Source organism: Acidipropionibacterium virtanenii (assembly GCF_003325455.1).
GTDB lineage: Bacteria > Actinomycetota > Actinomycetes > Propionibacteriales > Propionibacteriaceae > Acidipropionibacterium > Acidipropionibacterium virtanenii.
Window position 1 is genome coordinate 3169712 of record NZ_CP025198.1, and the last position, 18887, is coordinate 3188598.

Below are 18887 nucleotides of genomic sequence, written 5' to 3' on the forward strand. Positions count from 1 at the left end.
TCCGGCAGCCCTGAAGCGGAAGGAATTCGGACTCTGACGCCCACGGAGGAGGATGGCTTCGTGCGGCTGGACACGGGGTACTTCGACCTGGAACTCTGCACCGGCACGGCCATGGGCACCGGTGCCTCCAAGTGGGGGTTGAGGCATTTCTCGGCCCACTACGAGGGGATTGATCTGCTGCCATCTGGAAACAATGCGATAGGCGGTTTCTACGGACCGTTCTTCACCCCGGAGAACGGTCTCATCAACCCTCCTGAACACTCCGTGGTATCGATCGAGGCCGTGGAGGCCGGCCCCGTCCTCCACCACTACCGGCTCCACGGAACCATCCCGGACGGCCTGATCGACGACCTGAAGGGGAAGTCCTATGCGATCGACTGGATCTTCACCCTGGGGACCCCGTACTTCGAGCGACGGTATGTCGTGGACGACTTCCAGACCGTCATCAACGGACGATCCATCACGAACAAGATCACCGTCGGCGACGAGTTCGAGGGAGGACCCGGCGAACTCGTCTTCGACCGGTTCGCCTCTGAATCCGGCACCTGGTACCGGGCAGGCGATCCGTACGCGATGAAACTGGCCGACGAGGTCGAAGAGGTTATCGGGACGGCCTCCGGGCAGCAGGACCGATCGCAGAAGTTCGAGGAGTTCCGCCGGCAGCTCGGCAGCGGGATGGAATCTGCCCACTGGGATCTGTACTGGCGCCTGTTCAGTGCCTGGGAGCGTGCCCTTCCCGAGGACGAGATCACTACGCGACTGGCCCAGGTGCGCCGTTCGGCACATGTTCTGGCGGATGCTCCCGATCGGCCGTGGGTGCTGGACACCCGTCCGGTTGACGTGTCATCGGTACCTGATGAGACGATCTTCACTGGGCCGGTTCAGAAATCGGTGGAGTTCAGCACCACCAAGGACCGAGCCATGATCTGGTGGACAGGACGCCCCTCCGGAGCCTTCCAGATCGTCCAGCGAAAGCAGTCCGGCTGGGTCAACTGGGGCTCCAACGGTGAGAATGAGTGCCCCGAACTCCCGGTCGGGGTGCCGATCAAGACCGCCTATGGTCCCTTCACCCAGACCTGGGAGGGGATTGCCGACCAGCTGGCGACACCGGTGACGGTGACTGTGGGTCAGTAGACGGTGGGGGGCGGGCGTTCGGGCCCGTGAAGGGCCTGTCAAGTGTCGCGTTTGATGGAGGCTGATTTAGTTGGTTTCGGTGAGTGAGAGCTCGCGCGTTGTGGCGCGGTAGGTCGCTTCGAACTCGGCGGGTGGGACGTGTCCGATCTCGCCGTGCAGGCGACGGTTGTTGAACCAGTCGACGTATTCGGCGGTCGCGATCTCGACATCGTTGATGCCGGTCCAGGGGCCGCGGTTGCGGATCAGCTCAGCCTTGTAGAGCGAGTTCAGGGCCTCGGCCATCGCGTTGTCGTAGCTATCGCCTTTGGAGCCGACGGAGGCGACAGCGTCGCAGTCTGCGAGGCGTTCCGAGTAGCGGATGGCTCGATACTGGACGCCCCGATCGGAGTGGTGGATAAGGCCGGTCAGGTCGTCGCCGGCGTGCTGGCGACGCCAGATCCCCATCGTCAATGCGTCCAGCGCGAGATCGGTATAGAGGCGGGTGGAGACCTGCCAGCCGACGACGAGCCGGCTGAACACGTCGAGAACAAACGCGACGTAGACCCAGCCGGAGAACGTATGGACATAGGTGATGTCCGCGACCCAGAGTTCGTTCGGACGCGTCGCGACGAACTGGCGGTTGACCAGGTCCAGCGGGCGCCCGGTCTCCGGAGCCGGTTTCGTCGTCCGCGGGCCCTTCGCCCGCGAGATTCCGCGAAGCCCCGCCTCCCGCATGAGGCGACGGACCGTGGACTCGGCGACCTTCTCGCCCTGCCGGCGCAGCTGCGCATGGACTTTCCGGACCCCGTAGACGCCGTAGTTGTCGGCGTGGATCTTCCGGATCATCACCAGCAGCTCTTCGTCCCGGACTGACCGGGCCGAGGGCGCGCGGCCCACAGCGGCGTAGAACGTAGACGGGGCGACCTGGGCGGGCGTTCCTTCCAACGCCCGGCAGATCGGCTCGACCCCGTGCTCGTCGCGATGCTCCGCGACGAACCGGACGCGTTCGCTCATCGGGAGGGGCGGTCGAGCTCCGCCGCGAAGAAAGCCGACGCCTGCTTCAGAATCGTGTTCGCTCGCCGCAGCTCACGAACCTCCCGCTCCAGCTCCATGATCCGGGCGGCGTCGTCCGTCGTACGGCCGGGACGCAGGCCCTCGTCAGTCTCGGCCTGCTTCACCCACGTGCGCAACGCTTCAGGATGGACGCCGAGCTGCTCGCCGACACGCCGATAAGCGCCGGCACGCGTCGCGGGATCCTTCCGCGCGTCAATCGCCAATCGCGTCGCTCGCTCCTTGAGCTCAGCGGGGTACTTACGAGGTGCTGCCATGATGGCGGGTTCCTTCCGGGTGTTCCTACCCTCCATCAAACCCGACACGATTCAGCCTCGGGCGGATCCTGGAGTCAGGGACGCACTGCGTCGCAGCTCCAGGATCCGCTTGCGGAACCGGCTGTCGATGCTGCTGCGGATCCCGGCGATCGTGAACAGCGCGGCGATCTGGAGCACGCCCAGTCCGACGACCGCACCCACCGATCCGGGAAGCTGCAGCAACGGCCCGGCCGCCGCGAGCATGTGCCAGGCGGGTACGACCCACAGGCAGGTCAGCAGGGTCGTGCCAGCCATCAGACCCTTGCGCGGTCGCTGCCGGTCCTCGAAGACGCGGCGCAGGTCTTCGGGGGAGGACCACGAGAAGGCATCGGCGTCCGAATCGTCCACGAACCTCAGAATCCTCGCCTGCCATCTCACCAGAGTCCGTACGGCTGGGCGCCCGGTCGTCACGCCGGCAGAAGGCCGCGTCGTCGAGCTGCACCTTGTTGATGTGGTCGACGGGCGGGGGGATGACGCCGTTCAGCGATCTCGCCAGACGATGCCGCACCTTACCGATCCGCACCGCCTGGATGATCCCCCCATGCCAGGGCGATGATCTGGAGGAACGGAATGACCGTCAGCACTGCGTCATAGACCGATCCCGTGAACCGGTACGGATCCCGCGCGCCGAGATATGTCGTCATCTCGGTGACACCCGGGATGACCGGCATCGTGACCACCGGATACCCGATACCCACCCATGGGAAGGCCCTCGACGGCATCGCGATGCTGCGGCGTCCGGAGTCTGGGAGACCGGGATCAGGTAGTGCGAAGTGCCCACCTGTGGATGCTATCGACGGCGAGGGCCCGGCCTAGTGGTCCTGGGCGATGTTGATCACCACTCCTCCGGGTCCTCGAACGAAGAACCGGTAGACGCCCCAGGGCTCCTGGGTGAGTGGATGGGCGATCTCATAGCCGCGATCGACAGCCTCGCGGTATGCGGCCTCGACCTCGTCCACCTTCACCGAGATCGCGGGATTCTCGGGTCCGGTGGCGTCGGCGGTGAGGATCTGCAGACTGGCTCTGGTGTCGGGCTGGGTGAGCCGGGCCACCCACCCCAGACTGAACTCCTCCTCACCGAGGCCGAGATAGTCGGTGTAGAAAGCGCGGGCGCGCTCCATGTCGGGAACGGGAATGTCGGCGATGATGCTCATCACTCTCATGAGAACCTCCTCGGACTGATCCGAGGAACCTACGGCACGGGCGGCCCACCAGCGCTGCCTCCCACCTTGGAACACCATCATCTCGTCCAGTCACCTCGACGCCGAGCAGGTATCTCTCGGGGTTGTGAACCGCTTGCTGCCGCTGGCGCGGACGAGACGAAGAAGACGTACATTTACGAGCCGACACAGTCGCCAGGATCCGGTGGCGGATCCACGAGCGGACCACTGCGAATCCACGAGCCAAAGTTATGATCACACCATGGTTTCCCACCTGGAACGGCATTACCCGGGACCGCATCCTGGAAGCGCTGGGTGATACGCGGGTCGTCGTCGTCCAAGGCGCACGACAGGTCGGGAAGACCACACTTGTCCGCAGCATTGCGGACGAAATCGGCATGCGGTTCGTCATCTTCGATGACAGGCTGACCCGCGAAGCGGCCCAGGCCGACCCCCAAGGCTTCCTCCGGACGACGGGGGATGGATTACTGGCCATCGACGAGGTACAGCGGGTACCCGGGATCGTGCTTGCCCTGAAGCTCGTTGTGGATCGCGATCCTCGACCCGGGCAGTTCCTGCTCACTGGATCCGAGGACCTTCTGAAGTTGCCGGCCACACCAGCGCCCTGACCCGGCGCGACTATCTCGGCCGCGCCATCTCCGGCGGATATCCCGAGGCGCTGGCCAGAACCCCGGGAAGACGCCGGAACAGTTGGCTGGACAACTACCTCGGACGCATTATCCACCGGGACGCCCCGGACATCTCCACCCGTCAACGGCTGGACGAGTTGCCCGGAACACTGAGAGCGCTCGCCGCGCAGAACAGCGAGGAACTGAACGTCGCCGGCCTCGCCAGTGACGTCGGTGTACCGGCCTCCACATTGAGGCCGCTACTCGACCTCCTGGAGACCCTCTACCTCATCCAGCGAATACCGGCATGGTCCACCAACCTGACGCGGCGTGCCATCTCCAGACCGAGGATCGCACTCCTGGATACCGGGCTGGCGGCCCGGTTGGTCAACGTTTCCGCCGATGGCGCCTCACCCACCGCGAGCGGCGATGTGGCGGGGCATCTACTTGAAGGATTTGTCGCCAGTGAACTGCGCAAGCGGACCGCCTGGGCTGAGGAGAACACCCGGATGTACCACTACCGGGATCGCATGGGAGGCGAGATCGATCTGATTCTGGAGAGCGGGGACGGCCGGGTGGCCGGGATAGAGGTAAAGGCGACATCGAACGTCGGTGGACGCGACGCCAAGTGGCTGGCGATGCTTCGGGAGAAGCTTGGTGCCCGATTCGTCCGGGGCCTCGTACTCCACACCGGGCCGGAAGCCGCCCCTTTCGGGGACAGGATCGAGGCGGTCCCGATGGACGTCCTCTGGAGCTGACTACGGTCGGGGCCTGGAGACTCCGGCCTGGCGCGCCACATCGCACGTCACAGTCGTTCTGTCCAGTAACACCGATGCCGAGTACGTATTGCGTCCGGGGCGAACCGCCTACCGTCACTGGCACGCAGAGACGAAGGAGACTCACGTGCCCCCAGCCGATCACCCCGCGATGCCGAAACCCTCACGACGCGCTGTTCTCACCGGGGCCGCGGCCACGGCCGCCGCCGTTCTCCTCCCTGCATTCCCGCAGACCGCCGTGGCGGCGCCCACCCGGGGCGACGCCACACCCCGGACAGATCCCCATCCCGACGCCGAACCCTCCGGCACCCACGTCCGCTCGCTCAACGGCGTTTCGGTCGCCTTCGCATACGGGCATGTCATCCCCTCCTTCGACGGATGGAGCAACCACTCCCCGACTCGGAATTACCTGCATCTCGACGGGGCGTGGAAATTCCGATTCGATCCGAAGGACGTCGGCAGGACCGAGGGCTGGTACCGAAGGGACCTGAACGACTCCACATGGCAGCCCACCCAAGTTCCAGGTACCTGGGATCTCATCTCGACCCCCGGATTCCCTTCACTGGACGGAACCCACTTCGGAGAAGGAACCGCATTCACCGACGGGTACGGCTGGTACCGTCGCACGATCGTCCTCGGGAACTCATGGCATGGGAGAATCCAGCGGATTCATTTCCTCGGTGTGGGGTACTCCGCAGACGTATGGTTCGACGGCTTCCATCTCGGAAAGCATGAGGGCGCCGGTGGCCCGTTCGCGATGACCATTCCGGAGAAGCTGTGCGCCCCGGGCAATCACGTCCTGGCAGTGCGGGCCTTCCGGAGCGCCTCGTACCTCGACTACGCCACGAACGCCTCCCCCGTGACCGATGACCTCGCGGTTCCGTACAAGCCGGTCGACTACTGGCCCTATGCCGGGATCTACCGGCCGGTGTGGCTCGAGGGGGCGCCGGCAGTGAGCATCTCGAAGCTCCTCATGACGCCGACGTCGAGGACCGTCCGGCTGGACTGCATCATCGAGAACCAGTCGTCGAATCCCTGGCACGGCACGATCCGCGTCCGCGAGCCCGGTTGGCCCACCCGGGATATCACCGTGCCGGCGGGCAGCGCGGCCGCCTTCAGCCTTTCCAGGCCGACCGGTCGGCTCACACCGTGGACCCGGACGAACCCCGCTCTGCACCGGGCCACGACGATCCTCACGGACAGCCGGCGCCGGCCGGTTGATTCTCTCGCCACCCAGTACGGAATCCGCGAGATCGGCGTCGAGGGCGGGCGCCTCCTCCTCAACGGCGATCCAGTCTTCCTCAAGGGGATGAACTGGCATGAGGAGACCGCACAACACGGGCGCGCGATGACTATCGCCGAGTACCGGCACGAATTCGAACATATGAAGACTCTGGGGGTCGACCTCATCCGGAACTGCGTCTACGGACGCCACCCCTACGTCTACGAATGGGCGGACAGGAACGGGGTGCTCATCCTCGACGACCTGGAGACCATGTGGCTGAACACCAGACAGGAGAAGCTGCAGACCGATACCTACGGGCTCACAAGAGCCATGGCCGTCACCGCGGCCTGGATCCATCACAACCATCCCTCCGTCGCGCTGTGGGGCCTCCAGAACGAGTCCGAGATGGATGCCGGATCGGCCTCCGTCTACACCTCGTGGCTCCGGCAGATGAAGGAGGCGATCCGTTCGGTCGACACCCAGAAGCGCCCTGTCACCTGGGCCTCGTCATCCACCGACGACCCCGCTTTCGACCTGGCGGACGTCATCGGCTTCAACGAGTATTTCGGATACTTCTACGGGGCCACGAAGGATCTCGGACCGGCTGTCGACGCGGTCGCCTCAAAACATCCAGGGAAACCGATTCTCATCACGGAGAACGGCTCGTGGTCCATTGCAGGAACACATGGGAGCCCGGAAACGCAAGGCACCGAGGAATGGCACGCCTCATATCTCAAGGATCACTGGAGCCTGATCGCCTCCCGCCAGAGCACCGTATGCGGATACTGCTTCTGGGGTCCTCAAGGACTACAAGCAACGTGCCGGTTACAACCAGCAGTACAATGGCATCTCGACAATGGGATTGCTAGCCTTCGACGGGCAGACCCGGAAGCTCGCATACGACGCCTTCCGGAAGTTGCGATCCTGAGACCGTCCCGACGGCCCGATGCTGCGCCAGGGGCACGAACGGACACGGATCATGGATGATGCACCGCACGTCGACGAGCAGGAGCTGATCAGGGACGGCTTCCCCGGGCAGCGGATGCTCGTGCTCCCCCGACCGCTGGTCCGCGCGGCACTGGCGACCCCGGTCACCCGCGAACTCCTCGTCACAGATGCGGGCTACTTCCCGCGGGCGGGAGGCCACGGCCGGATACGTCACCGGCCGATAAGTCAGGCAGTGGTGATGATCTGCGTCCGCGGCCGTGGCTGGTGCGCCACCCCTGCGGGGCGTTTCGACGTCCGGCAGGGGGAGGTGGCGATTCTTCCGCCCCATCTTCCCCATTCATACGGAGCCGACCCTGAAGACCCCTGGACCCTCTGGTGGATCCATATCTCAGGGGAGTCGGTACCCATCCTGGTCGAGGCGACGGGCGCGACGACGCAGTCGCCCGTGCAGGTCCCCGGGGACCTGCACCATCTCGCCGCGCTCGCCACAGAACTCATCTCCGTCATGGAGAGGGACACCACCGCTCCGCGCCTGCTGGAAGCCTCCGGCATCGCCTGGCATCTCATGACCTCCCTGATCACCAGTCACAAGTCCCATGCCGACACCGACGAGTTGCTCGACACCATCGCACAGCAGCTGCGCGACAACCTGGGGAATCGCCCGACGGTCAGCGAGCTCGCATCGACCGTGGGGCTCAGCGCCTCCCACTTCGCCGCCCTCTTCCGGCAGCGGTTCAAGGTGCCGGTGAACCAGTACCAGATCCAGCTGCGGATGGCGCGAGCGCGCGAACTGCTCGACACGACGTCTCGCCCAGTCGCCGACGTGGCCCGCGAACTCGGCTACGACGACGCCTTCTACTTCGCCAGGCAGTTCGGCAAGCTCCATGGCATCAGTCCTTCGAAGTACCGCCGACAGGACAAGGGATAGACCTCTCGTCCATCGTCGTTCTGTCCAGGCATGGCGTTGAAGGGTGCCTGTTGACGGCGTCTCCCCCTGCTTAGTGTGACTGCTGTCCGGGAGCGGCAGGAGACCCCTCCCGGGAGCACTCACACTCAACGGAGAGACAACTATGAGACGAAGGACGTTCTTGGGCGCCATGCCTCTGGCCGCCGCGCCGCCCCTTCTCGCCGGCTGCGGGACCGGCGCCGAGAACCGGGCCGGCGCGACGCTCGTGTTCTGGTCCTGGGTTCCGGGGATCGACAAGGCGGTGGCGCTGTGGAACCGGACCCACCCGCAGATTCAGGTGGACCTCCAGGACACTCCGGCCGGCTCGAACGGCACATACGCCAAGATGTACGCCGCCATCCGCGGCGGCCGCGGCGGCCCCGATGTCGCGCAGGTCGAGTACCAGGAGCTGCCCGGCCTCGTACTGGAGAACGGGATGGCCGACCTCGGCCCCCTGGGTATGCGCAGGATCGCGTCGAGGTTCGTGGACTGGCAGCTGGCGCAGTGCACCTTCGAAGGGCACGTCTACGCCGTGCCCCAGGCCTCGGGGCCGATGGGCCTGTTCTACCGCCGGGACATCTTCAGCACCCTCCATCTCGACCCGCCGACGACCTGGCAGGAATTCGCCGACGCCGCCGAGGCCATTCACAGATCGGACCCGAAGCGCTACATCTGCACCTTCCCCCCGGGCAACTCCGCGTGGTTCGCCGCCCTGGCGTGGCAGGCGGGGGCCCGCTGGTTCGGCGTCGACGGATCCACCTGGAAGGTGACCATCGACACCCCCACCACCATCAAGGTCGCCGAGTACTGGGACGATCTGCGCAAGCGCGGTGTCATCGCGACGATGCCTGACTTCTCCAACAGCTGGTACGCCGACCTGCAGAACGGAAACATCGCCACCTGGCCCTCGGCCCAGTGGGGCCAGTCGATGCTGGCCGGCAATGCCCCCAAGACGTCGGGGAAATGGTCGCTGTCCTCGCTGCCCCAGTGGGATGCCTCGGACACGCCGCGGTCGGCGAACTGGGGAGGGTCGGCGACGGGGGTCTTCGCGAACTCCCCGCATCAGGCCGAGGCCGCGCAGTTCGCGATGTGGCTCAACACGGCCCCCGAGAGCATCGACATCCTGATCGCCGGGGGCGCCGGATGGCCAGCCGTCAAGGGCGGTTCCAAGGGCACCGCCCTGGACGAGGCCGACCCGTTCCTGAATGGGCAGAACGCCGGCCGCGACGTCTTCATCGAGGCCGACGCCAATATCGACACGAAGTGGCAGTGGGGGCCGACGACCGCCAACACCTACGCCCACCTCAATGACGCCTTCGCCGCGGCCGTGGCCGGTAATGGCTCCTTCGCCGGAGCGGTCCGGAAGGCCCAGGAGGAAACAGTGCGGGACCTGCGGGCGAAGGGCCTCACCGTCGAGGGCTGACCCCGCCCCACATGCCGCTATTACATCCAAGCAGAAAGCTCCGACATGCACAGAAGCAATTCGACTCGGCGCAGACTCGCCATCTTCGGTCTTCTCGGTCCATTCACCCTTGTCTTCGCCGCCATGATCGTGCTGCCCATCATCGTCGCGATCTACCAGAGCATGCTCAGCGTCAGATACGAGGGCCCGCTGGGCCGCGGTATCCGCGCCGAGCACTTCGTCGGCCTGTCCAACTACGGCCGCGCGCTCGCCGAGCCGGGTTTCGTCTCGAGTATCGGCCGGGTCCTCATCTTCGCGATCGTGGCAGTTCCGGTGATGATCATCCTGGCCACCGTTCTCGCCCTCATGCTCGATTCCGCCTCGGCCCGATGGGTGCCGTTCTTCCGATCGTCCTATTTCCTTCCCTACGGGGTTCCCGGAGTCATCGCCTCCCTCCTGTGGGGGTTCCTATACACGCCGGGCCTGAGCCCGCTGATCTCCATGGGCGAGAAGATCGGGGTCGTACCCGATTTCCTCGCGGCGGGGAGCATCCTCTGGTCGATCGCCAATATCGTGATCTGGGAGTTCGCCGGATACAACATGCTGGTCGTCGTCGCACAGCTGAAAGCGATCGACGCAGACCTGTTCGAGGCCGCCTCGGTCGACGGCGCATCCGCCTGGCAGACCATCCTGCGGATCAAGATCCCGCTGATCCGTCCCGCGATCATCCTTACGACGGTCTTCACGATCATCGGAACCCTCCAGCTGTTCGGCGAACCCCTTATCCTCAAACCCCTCACCGGATCCATCACAAGCACATTCACCCCGAACCTCACCGCTTACAACGAAGCCTTCGTCAACAACAACACCAATCTGGCCGCAGCAGAGTCCGTTCTTCTCGCTCTCGTCGCATGCGTATTCTCCTTCGGCTTCCTCAAGATCGCCAACAGGAGTGAACAGTGAGCGCCACAACCCAGAAATCAGGTCCGCGCAGACTCCGGCGCAAGGCCACCGAGGCATCGACGCCGGCGAAGATCATCATGACGGCCTGCCTGGCCGTCGCGGCGATCTACTTCCTGTTCCCCGTGTACTGGCTCATCATCGCCGCGACCAAGGACACCGGCGATCTCTTCGGAAGCTCCGGTCTGAGACTCAGCAATCCCCACCCCGGACGCAACCTCCTCGCCGTCCTCCACTACGACGACGGGATCTTCCTCCGGTGGGCCGGGAACAGCCTGCTGTACTCAGGGGTCAGCGCAGTCATCGCCACCCTGCTCGCCATGGCGGGCGGCTACTGTCTCTCCAAATTCCAGTTCCGGGGGCGGACCGCACTGTTCAACGTCTTCCTGGCGGGCGTCATGATCCCGGGCACTGCGCTCGCACTGCCGCTCTTCCTGCTCATGAGCGGTGCCGGCCTCACCAACACGATCTGGGCAGTCCTGCTGCCCTCCCTCGCCAGTCCGTTCGGCGTGTATCTGGCCCGCATCTACGCTGACGCCGCGGTGCCCGACAGCGTCCTCGAGGCCGCCCGAATCGACGGAGCCGGAGAGTTCCGGATCTTCTCCACCCTCGCCCTGCGGGTGATGACACCGGCCGCGGTCACCGTTCTGTTGTTCCAGTTCGTCGGCGTCTGGAACAACTACTTCCTGCCCTTGGTGATGCTGTCGGATCAGAAGCTCTATCCGATCACCCTGGGACTGGTCGGCTGGCAGAGCGTCTCCGACAGGCACCCCGAGCTGTACCAGATGACCATCGGCGGCGCGCTCATCTCCGTCGTACCACTGATGATCGCGATCGTCGCCCTTCAGCGCTTCTGGAGAGGCGGGCTCACCCAGGGCAGCGTCAAGGGCTGATTCCTGGTCCTCACACCGGCCTGGTCCCCCACTCCGGACTGCTCCATATCGACACCACGCAGAAAAGGATCATGATGCGAATCCCCTCGCACCTCCCCGAGGCCCTGACCGTCACACTCTGGGACTTCTCCTGGTACACCCGTACCTGTCCGGGCGAGCCCTTCCATGACCTGGACCGGGCCTTCACCGAGGCCGTGGAGCGGGGTTACAACACAGTGCGCATCTGCGCCGCCCCCCTGCTGCTGTTCGGCGAGCACGACATCGCCTGCGACGCCCTCGCGTTCGCCAACATGGGGGGGCGGGTCGGCCAGCGCACGCGATGGTACGACGCCCGGGGCGGTGCGGTGCTGGACCTGCGCGACCGTCTTCTGGAGCTGTTCGGCCTGGCCCGCGATCACGACATGTACGTGATCATCTCGTCGTGGGAGTACCAGCAGAGCCCGGCCTTCCTGGCCGAGCGGTCCTGGTGGGACATGCTGAGCGGCATCCCCGCCCAGCAGCGCCACCTGGCCCTGGCGAAGGCCGAGTCGGCGATGGTGTCCTGGCTCGACTCCCACGGGTTGAAGGACCGGATCGCCTACGTCGAGCTGCACAACGAGGTGGACCTGAGCCACCTGGCCGACGTCGCAGCCCCCGGCCAGGACGTCTGCTGGGCCCAGCACGACCTCATCGGGTCGGCCCTCGACGTGCTCCAGAACGACCACCCGGATGTGCTGTCTACCGTGTGCTACGGCCAGCCGCCGTTTCTGGACATGGCCGCGATCCCGCGCAACGCGCAGGTGCTGCACGCTCACATCTACGTGTACGGGGTGCTGGGGGCCATCGACGAATGGGCCGGGACCCGCGACATCTCGGACGCCTTCCCGAGCCCGGAACTGAGGTCGCTCCTCCGCGACGACGCGCCCGAGCTGTCCGAGTGGCCCGCCGCGATCGAGCCGTGGCGCCTGGAGGCCACCGGTATCGGCGCCAACATGTTCTACGCCCACGACTGGATCGACACCGTGGCCTGGGACGCATGGCTCTATGAGCACTATCAGGAGCATGTGCGCTCGATGCGCGACCGGATCCGGATGCGCCTGCAGGCCTTCGCCACCGAGGCGGCCCACCGGGACGTGCCCGCCGCGGTCGGCGAGGGATGGATCGGCTACACGCCGCTGGAGGCCGAGTTCGAGGACGGGCCGGCCGGCCAGGTGCTGGCCGGCCGCGCCGTCGAGCTGTGCCGGAGCCTCGGCTTCTGGGCCACCCTCCCCGGCTCCAACTCAGCGCCCCAGCACCCCTCCGGCTGGCGCAACGTCGAGTTCCAGAAGACCCTCAACGCCCGCTTCATGTCCCGCTGAATCCCTGCCAGACACTCCCTCAAGGACACACCTGATGAATTCCAGGATCTCCCTTCCTGAAGCCCCCCGCGACGCCTGGGTGAATGGCGTGGCCGTATGGTCGGCCCCCCTGGCCATCGACACCTACGACCCAGTCGATCCCGGTCCCTACCCCGAATTCCTCGACAACCGGGTCTACCAAGGATCCTCCGGCCGGGTGTACCCGCTGCCCTTCCACGAGCGCATCTCCCGGCAGAAGAGGCCGAAGCAGTGGCAGGCCATCCACATGGAGAACGCCTGGCTTCGCCTCGTGATTCTTCCGGAGCTCGGCGGGCGCCTCCACATCGCCTACGACAAGTCCGCCGATTACGACCTGTTCTACCGGAACAACGTCATCAAGCCCGCCCTCGTGGGGCTGGCCGGCCCTTGGATCTCCGGGGGCATCGAGTTCAACTGGCCCCAGCACCACCGCCCGGCCACCTACCTTCCCACCGACACCTCCATCGAACGTGCCCCGGACGGAACCGCGACCGTATGGTGCTCGGATCACGATCCGTTCGCGCGGATGAAAGGCATGCACGGCATCCGGCTGACCCCCGACAGCTCCCGGATCGAGGTGGAGGCCCATCTCTACAACCGAAGTGAAGTACCCCAGACCTTCCTGTGGTGGGCCAACGTCGCGGCCGCGGTGAACGACGACTACCAGTCGTTCTTCCCCGGTGACGTCACCAGCGTCGCCGATCACGCGAAGCGTGCTGTCGTGTCATTCCCGAAGCCGGACGCGCCCTATTACGGCATCGACTACTCAACCCGGGCCACGGTTGAGCGGCCCGATGGCGACCGGATCGACTGGTACCGCAACATTCCGGTACCGACGTCGTACATGGCGCTGGGCAGCTCTCAGGATTTCTTCGGCGGCTACGACCACGACAGGGATGCCGGATTCGTCCACGTCGCCGCCCATGAGTTCTCCCCGGGCAAGAAGCAGTGGACCTGGGGAAACGCCCCGTTCGGATGGGCCTGGGACCGTCAGCTCACCGATGATGACGGTCCTTACGTCGAGTTAATGGCCGGCATGTACACGGACAACCAGCCAGACTTCGCGATCCTCGCCCCCGGCGAGAGCAAGAGGTTCATCGAGACGTGGTACCCGATCCACCGCACGGGTCCCGTCCAGTTCGCCGACCGGCATGTCGCGGTGAGCGCACGTGCCGAGGGCGACGAGGTGAGTATCCGGGTCTGTGCCGCGGACGCCCTCCCGGACGGGCAGGTCGTCGTTAAAGGGACCGACGGTGCCGCCCTCGCCAACCAGCATCTCGGCCTGGCTCCGGGTGACACATGGGAGTCGCTGATGCCTGGTGGAGCGCAGGTCGACGAGTTGACCGTCGAGGTGCGCTCCGGTGGCCGGGTCCTCGCGCACGTGCGGCTGGCCGGCCCGGAGCATCCGGATCATGTGATACCGGCTCGGAGGGCCGTCGCTCCTCCGGCCCCTGAGGAGGTGACGAGCATCGATGAGCTGATCCACATCGGCTGGTACCTGGACCAGTACCGGCACGCCACACGATCGAGCGTCCCGTATTTCCAGGAGGCGCTGGACCGCGACCCCGACGAGACGCGCGCACTCACAGCACTGGGCGCCAAAGCCTACGACCGGGCCGACTACTCTTCGGCAATCGCTCTCCTTCGGCGAAGTGCCGATCTCGCCACACGGTGGACCTCGACCCCGGTCTCGGGCGAGACTCATTACCGGCTCGGCCTGGCACTGGCCCGCGACGACCGCGACCCCGAAGCCGCCACCGATTTCGCACTGTCCGCCTGGGATGCGCGATACTCGGTCTCAGGACGATTCGCCTTGGCCCAGCTCCGTTGCCGCCAAGGAGCACTCGACGTCGCGGAGACGCTGCTGCGGGAGGCGCTGCAGATCGATGCGCATCACCTGCAGAGCCTGGATCTGCTGGCCCTGGTGCTGGCCGCTCAGGACCGAACGGCTGAGAGCCGGGCGACGATCACGGCCGCTCTGGAGGTCGACGGGCTCGACGCCTGGGCGCGCGATCTGAACGGCGACGCGGCGACCGCCGATGCCACCGTGATGCTGGATGTGGCCCTCGAGTACGCGAACGCTGGATTCGCCGACCGTGCCGCCAAGGCCCTCGAGGCGGTTGTCGATCTCGCCCCCCGGCAGCCGTCGGGACAGGTGAACGTGGGACCGATCGCCTGCCTTCATCTGGCGACCCTCCGGCTGAGCGACGGAGACCGGGGTGGCGCGGCCGAGGCGGTCCACCGGGCGAACGGTCTGGACATCACGTCCGCCCACCCCTCCAGACTCGACGACGAGCGCGCGCTGCGGATCGTCGCGGCGCAATTCCCCACCGACCCGCTGTCGGTGAGCCTGCAGGGCCACTGGCTGTACGCCCACGGGCGCCATGAGGACGCCATCGCGAGCTGGGAGGGGGGGATCGCGCGGGGGGCCGGTGCGGGACTCGCGGCCGTGCTCCACCGCAATCTCGGCATCGCGTCCTACAACGTCGTCCAAGACGTGGAGCGGGCGACGCTCCACTATGACAGGGCGATCGCGCTCGCACCGCAGGATGCGAAGCTCAGGTTCGAGGCCGACCTGCTGGCGGCCCGGGCAGGGGCCGGTTCTGAGACGAGGCTGGCGTCTCTCGAGGCGGTTCCGCAGCTGGTGGCGGCCCGGGACGATCTGGCTGTCGCTTTCGCCCACCTGCTCCTGGACGTGGGCCGGACCCGGGAGGCGCGCGAGTTCCTGTCCGGTCGCGCGTTCCAGCCCTGGGAGGGCGGCGAGGGCCAGGTCCTGGCGGCATGGGACCGGGCCAACACAGCGTTGGCCCGCGAACTCCTCGCCGCCGGGCGGGCCGCAGGGGCCGTCTCGGTGATGGATTCGTCGATCAATCCGCCACATTCCCTGGGTGAGGGCCGCCACGAGCTGGCCAATATCGCCGAGATCAACCTGACACTGGGCGACGCCCTCGCCGCGGCCGGGGACCGGGATGGGGCGTCATCCCGGTGGCAGGCCGCTGCCTCCTCGACCCGCGATTTCGTGAATATGGCCGAGAAGCCGTTCAGCGTCAGCTCCATCAATGCGGCGTACGCGCTTGTGCGGCTGGGGCGCGAGCAGGAGGCCGACGCACTGGCCGGTGACATGGAGGCGTGGCTCGCCACCTATGAGACGGCCGATGTCCAGGTCGACTTCTTCGCCACCAGCCTGCCCGAGCTACTGGTCTTCCACGAGCCGCCCTCGGCGGCCAGGGACCGGGAAGCCGCTGCCATCCGGTCCCAGCTGGAGAGGTGGCACGCAGCACGGTCCTGATTCTCCCCTTGCCCCGTCCGGCATTTTTTCTCTCCAGAACCCGGATCCCGACGCCAGAGTCGGTGATCCCGGGCTTCTGGGGAGCGAAAATGTCGTCAGATCCGCCCCAGCGCCTCCGCCAGCATCTGAGGATCGTGCCACAGGGGCAGTCTCAGCATCGTCCGCTGGCCGTCCTGGGGCGAGAAACTGGGGCCCGGCGCCAGCCTCACCTTCGCCCGTTTCGCCGGCTCGGCCAGGGCCAGGACGTCTCCACCGGTGTCGATCCACAGCCCGGTGCCGCCCCGGATCGGCTCCCACCGCCACCCCGGGAAGATCTCCCTGACCACCTCCTGGGTGCTACCGAGCCGTGACGCCAGCATCTGCCGCCGCTCCCGGCGCGCCTCCACAGCATGCCGCAGGAGCTGGGTCGCCAGCAGCTGGCTCATCACCGAGGTCGCCAGATCCTGAGCCTTGCGCAGTTCCAGGATCTGGCGAATCCGGCTCGCCCCGGCCCTCGCCCAACCGACCCTCAACCCACCCCAGAACAGTTTCGACAGAGATCCGATCATCACCAGGAGATCATCGCCGACGTGCCCGGCCAGCGTCCGCGCGACGCCCGGGCCTCTTGTCAGGTCGTAGGAGCAGCAGTCCTCGATCACGGCTGTCCCGGCCCCGTTCACCAGCTCCCCCACCTCGGCCCGAGTGCCGCGGGGCATCGTCGTCCCCGTCGGATTGTGGATGCCGGTCTGGCAGTACAGCACGGCAGGTCTGCGGACAAGAGCGTGGCCGAGCAGGTCGACGTCGATCCCCTCGCTCCTGAGCGGCACTCCCTGGACCCGGGCCCCGAGAGTGCGCAGTGCCTCCAACCCGCCGCGATAGGTCGGGTCCTCGACGATGGCCAGGTCCCCCGGCGAGACCAGGGTGCGCATCGCCAGGTAGGTGGCCTGCTGGGCGCCGCTGGTGATGAGGATCTGCTGGGGAACGGTGGGGATGCCGTCGCGGGTCAACCGGTCGGCGATCGCCTGGCGCAGCACCGGCAGCCCGGCAGGGAAGTAGCCGTCGGTCTCCAGGTAGTCGTCCAGTCCCGAGACGCCGGTGGCGAGTTCCCGTCTGGCCACCTCGGAGGCGGGCAGTGCCCCGGTCGAGAGGTCGATGACGCCGGGGGCCGAATGGGTGAAGGAGAACAGTCGCCCGTTGGTCGCGACCGCCGCCCGCCCCGATCGCACTCGCGTCCCCGATCCGACCGTCGACGCCAGGTAGCCGCGGGCCTCGAGCTCCGCGAACGCCGAGGCCACCGTGCTGCGTGAGACGCCCAGCGCCTTCGCGCAGTCGCGCTGGGCGGGCAGCACACTGCCCGCCGGGGCGAAACCGGCGTCGATGAGTTCCAGCAGCCCCGCAGCCAGCGCATCGGGCAGCAGCCTTCCGGGCCGGGCCCAGTCGCCGAGCATCCGGCTGAGCTCGGCGGCATCCATCTTCGGCATGACCCGAGTATCGCCGAGATGAGCCAATCAGGCCACTTCTCCCTAATTGGCCCGGTCTGTGCGAGGGCCCACTTCTACCGTCGGGGTGAACGACCACGAAGGAGTGCGCATGACCACTGTTGCCCTGATGGGAACTCTCGACACGAAGGGGGATGAATTCAGCTGGCTGCGCGACCGGCTCACCGGCGACGGGATCGACGTCGTCCTCATCGACGTGGGCTCCTTCTCGGACAGCCCCTTGGCCGACGTCACCTCAGACCAGGTGATCGCCGCCGCCGGGGCCGACGCGGCGCAGCTGAGGGCACGGCGCGACCGCGGCGAGATGATGGGGGTGATGGGGCGCGGTGCAGCAGCCGTCGTCGCAGACCTCGCCAGCTCCGGCAGAATCCACGGATTCCTGTCCATCGGCGGCTCCGGCGGCTCCTCGGTCGCCGCACCCGCCATGCAGGCCGTGCCGGTAGGATTCCCGAAACTGCTCGTCTCCACCATGGCGTCGGGGGATGTGCAGCCCTACGTCGGCGAGTCCGACGTCGCGATCATGTACTCGGTGGTCGACGTCGCCGGCATCAACTCGATCTCCACCATGGTGCTCGGCAACGCCTGCGCGGCGATCACGGGCATGGCTAGGGCCTACGAGGCGCGACCGGCCGCCCCCGAGCAGGACCACAACCCCCCGGTCGGGGTGACGATGTTCGGTCTCACGACGCCGGCGGCCGACGAGGCGCGCAGGACGCTCACCGACCTGGGCTACGAGGTGCTGGTCTTCCACGCCACCGGCGCCGGTGGGAGGGCGATGGAGAAACTGGTGGACTCCGACCTGCTCGCCGGGGTGTGCGATCTCACCACCACCGAGCTGGCCGACGACCTGGTCGGCGGGGTGCTGACCGCCGGGCCGCACCGGATGGAGGCCGCCGGGGCACGCGGCCTCCCGCAGGTGGTCAGCGTCGGCGCCCTGGACATGGTGAACTTCGGGCCGCGCGAGACCGTCCCGCCGAAGTTCGACGACCGGAACCTGTACGTCCACAACCCCACCGTCACCCTGATGCGCACCAGCCCCGAGGAGATGGTCGAGCTCGGGCGCCGGATCGCCAGGAAGCTGCGCGACGCCGCCGGGCCGGCGCAGTTGTTCCTGCCGCTGCGCGGGGTGAGCGGGATCGACGTCGACGGCCAGCCCTTCCGCGACGCCGAGGCCGACGAGGCCCTGTTCGCCGCGCTGCGGGAGGGGCTGTCCGGCAGCCATGTCGGCCTCAACGAACTCGACCTGGCCGTCAACGATCCCGGTTTCGGCCGAGCGATGGCCGAGGCGCTTCACCGCCAGATCACCAACCGCTGACTTTCGCAATTCTGATTTCCGCAATGACAAG

The 18887-nt window shown here is 66.7% G+C and carries 16 protein-coding genes and 1 other annotated feature; of the genes, 11 read left to right on the forward strand and 5 right to left on the reverse strand.

Going from position 1 to position 18887, the window contains the following annotated elements:
* Positions 1-60: 60 nt before the first annotated feature.
* Entirely contained in the window at positions 61-1134 is a 1074-nt protein-coding gene (locus JS278_RS14665; protein ID WP_220149994.1) for a hypothetical protein, read from the forward strand.
* A 66-nt stretch (positions 1135-1200) separates the two neighbouring features.
* Here the strand turns inward: JS278_RS14665 and JS278_RS14670 are convergent.
* From JS278_RS14670 to JS278_RS14685, 4 genes are all read right to left on the reverse strand, one after another.
* Positions 1201-2441 (reverse strand): IS3 family transposase gene (locus tag JS278_RS14670; protein WP_245935140.1). Its coding sequence is split into 2 segments (ribosomal slippage): positions 1201-2162 and positions 2162-2441, totalling 1242 coding nucleotides; the frame shifts between segments, so codons are not numbered across the junction.
* Positions 2029-2163, reverse strand: a sequence feature (AL1L pseudoknot). Its footprint overlaps the gene before it by 135 nt.
* A gap of 51 nt (positions 2442-2492) precedes the next feature.
* Positions 2493-2828, reverse strand: coding sequence for a hypothetical protein (locus JS278_RS14675; RefSeq protein ID WP_114045837.1), 336 nt, complete (start codon positions 2826-2828; stop codon positions 2493-2495).
* 161 nt (positions 2829-2989) lie between these two features.
* Positions 2990-3202 carry a hypothetical protein gene (locus tag JS278_RS14680; RefSeq protein WP_114045838.1) on the reverse strand — a complete coding sequence of 71 codons (213 nt, stop codon included), beginning with the start codon at positions 3200-3202 and terminating at the stop codon, positions 2990-2992.
* A 90-nt stretch (positions 3203-3292) separates the two neighbouring features.
* Positions 3293-3643 (reverse strand): VOC family protein, encoded by a 351-nt coding sequence (locus tag JS278_RS14685; protein WP_114045839.1) that lies wholly within the window; start codon positions 3641-3643, stop codon positions 3293-3295.
* A gap of 248 nt (positions 3644-3891) precedes the next feature.
* Here JS278_RS14685 and JS278_RS16230 point away from each other — a divergent pair, with 248 nt between their 5' ends.
* The 9 genes from JS278_RS16230 (at position 3892) to JS278_RS14725 (ending at position 16063) form a co-directional block, all read left to right on the forward strand.
* Positions 3892-4269 (forward strand): AAA family ATPase, encoded by a 378-nt coding sequence (locus JS278_RS16230; protein WP_220149995.1) that lies wholly within the window; start codon positions 3892-3894, stop codon positions 4267-4269.
* 158 nt (positions 4270-4427) lie between these two features.
* The gene (locus JS278_RS16235; RefSeq protein ID WP_220149996.1) at positions 4428-5027 is read left to right on the forward strand and encodes a DUF4143 domain-containing protein; all 600 of its coding nucleotides are present in this window, start codon (positions 4428-4430) and stop codon (positions 5025-5027) included.
* A gap of 145 nt (positions 5028-5172) precedes the next feature.
* Positions 5173-7257: a glycoside hydrolase family 2 protein gene (locus JS278_RS14695; protein ID WP_220149997.1), complete on the forward strand. Its 2085-nt coding sequence runs from the start codon at positions 5173-5175 to the stop codon at positions 7255-7257.
* The gene (locus tag JS278_RS14700) at positions 7250-8146 is read left to right on the forward strand and encodes an AraC family transcriptional regulator (protein ID WP_181833755.1); all 897 of its coding nucleotides are present in this window, start codon (positions 7250-7252) and stop codon (positions 8144-8146) included. Before JS278_RS14695 ends, JS278_RS14700 begins: the two co-directional genes overlap by 8 nt.
* Before the next feature lie 169 nt (positions 8147-8315).
* Complete coding sequence (locus JS278_RS14705) at positions 8316-9587, forward strand: ABC transporter substrate-binding protein (RefSeq protein ID WP_114045841.1); 1272 nt, start codon at positions 8316-8318, stop codon at positions 9585-9587.
* Positions 9588-9632: 45 nt separating this feature from the next.
* On the forward strand, positions 9633-10529 hold the full coding sequence (locus JS278_RS14710) for a carbohydrate ABC transporter permease (protein ID WP_114045842.1): 897 nt from the start codon (positions 9633-9635) through the stop codon (positions 10527-10529).
* Positions 10526-11419, forward strand: coding sequence for a carbohydrate ABC transporter permease (locus tag JS278_RS14715; RefSeq protein WP_245935141.1), 894 nt, complete (start codon positions 10526-10528; stop codon positions 11417-11419). The genes JS278_RS14710 and JS278_RS14715 overlap by 4 nt, the downstream gene beginning before the upstream one ends.
* Positions 11420-11490: 71 nt before the next feature.
* Entirely contained in the window at positions 11491-12756 is a 1266-nt protein-coding gene (locus JS278_RS14720) for a cellulase-like family protein (protein WP_114045843.1), read from the forward strand.
* Between the two features lie 34 nt (positions 12757-12790).
* The gene (locus JS278_RS14725) at positions 12791-16063 is read left to right on the forward strand and encodes a DUF5107 domain-containing protein (RefSeq protein WP_181833756.1); all 3273 of its coding nucleotides are present in this window, start codon (positions 12791-12793) and stop codon (positions 16061-16063) included.
* A gap of 95 nt (positions 16064-16158) precedes the next feature.
* Here the strand turns inward: JS278_RS14725 and JS278_RS14730 are convergent, their stop codons facing one another.
* Positions 16159-17523 carry an aminotransferase-like domain-containing protein gene (locus tag JS278_RS14730; RefSeq protein ID WP_342767028.1) on the reverse strand — a complete coding sequence of 455 codons (1365 nt, stop codon included), beginning with the start codon at positions 17521-17523 and terminating at the stop codon, positions 16159-16161.
* A 109-nt stretch (positions 17524-17632) separates the two neighbouring features.
* Here JS278_RS14730 and JS278_RS14735 point away from each other — a divergent pair, with 109 nt between their 5' ends.
* Positions 17633-18856, forward strand: a complete 1224-nt coding sequence (locus tag JS278_RS14735; protein WP_114045846.1) for a Tm-1-like ATP-binding domain-containing protein — start codon at positions 17633-17635, stop codon at positions 18854-18856.
* The last annotated feature ends 31 nt before the right edge of the window (positions 18857-18887 follow it).

Coding starts and splice junctions, on each gene's coding strand:
- JS278_RS14680 (WP_114045838.1), bottom strand. CDS start 3,202: ATGCCGTCGAGGGCCTTCCCATGGGTGGGTATCGGGTATCCGGTGGTC.
- JS278_RS14685 (WP_114045839.1), bottom strand. CDS start 3,643: ATGAGAGTGATGAGCATCATCGCCGACATTCCCGTTCCCGACATGGAG.
- JS278_RS16230 (WP_220149995.1), top strand. CDS start 3,892: ATGATCACACCATGGTTTCCCACCTGGAACGGCATTACCCGGGACCGC.
- JS278_RS14700 (WP_181833755.1), top strand. CDS start 7,250: ATGGATGATGCACCGCACGTCGACGAGCAGGAGCTGATCAGGGACGGC.
- JS278_RS14705 (WP_114045841.1), top strand. CDS start 8,316: ATGCCTCTGGCCGCCGCGCCGCCCCTTCTCGCCGGCTGCGGGACCGGC.
- JS278_RS14710 (WP_114045842.1), top strand. CDS start 9,633: ATGCACAGAAGCAATTCGACTCGGCGCAGACTCGCCATCTTCGGTCTT.
- JS278_RS14720 (WP_114045843.1), top strand. CDS start 11,491: ATGATGCGAATCCCCTCGCACCTCCCCGAGGCCCTGACCGTCACACTC.
- JS278_RS14725 (WP_181833756.1), top strand. CDS start 12,791: ATGAATTCCAGGATCTCCCTTCCTGAAGCCCCCCGCGACGCCTGGGTG.
- JS278_RS14730 (WP_342767028.1), bottom strand. CDS start 17,523: ATGCCGAAGATGGATGCCGCCGAGCTCAGCCGGATGCTCGGCGACTGG.
- JS278_RS14735 (WP_114045846.1), top strand. CDS start 17,633: ATGACCACTGTTGCCCTGATGGGAACTCTCGACACGAAGGGGGATGAA.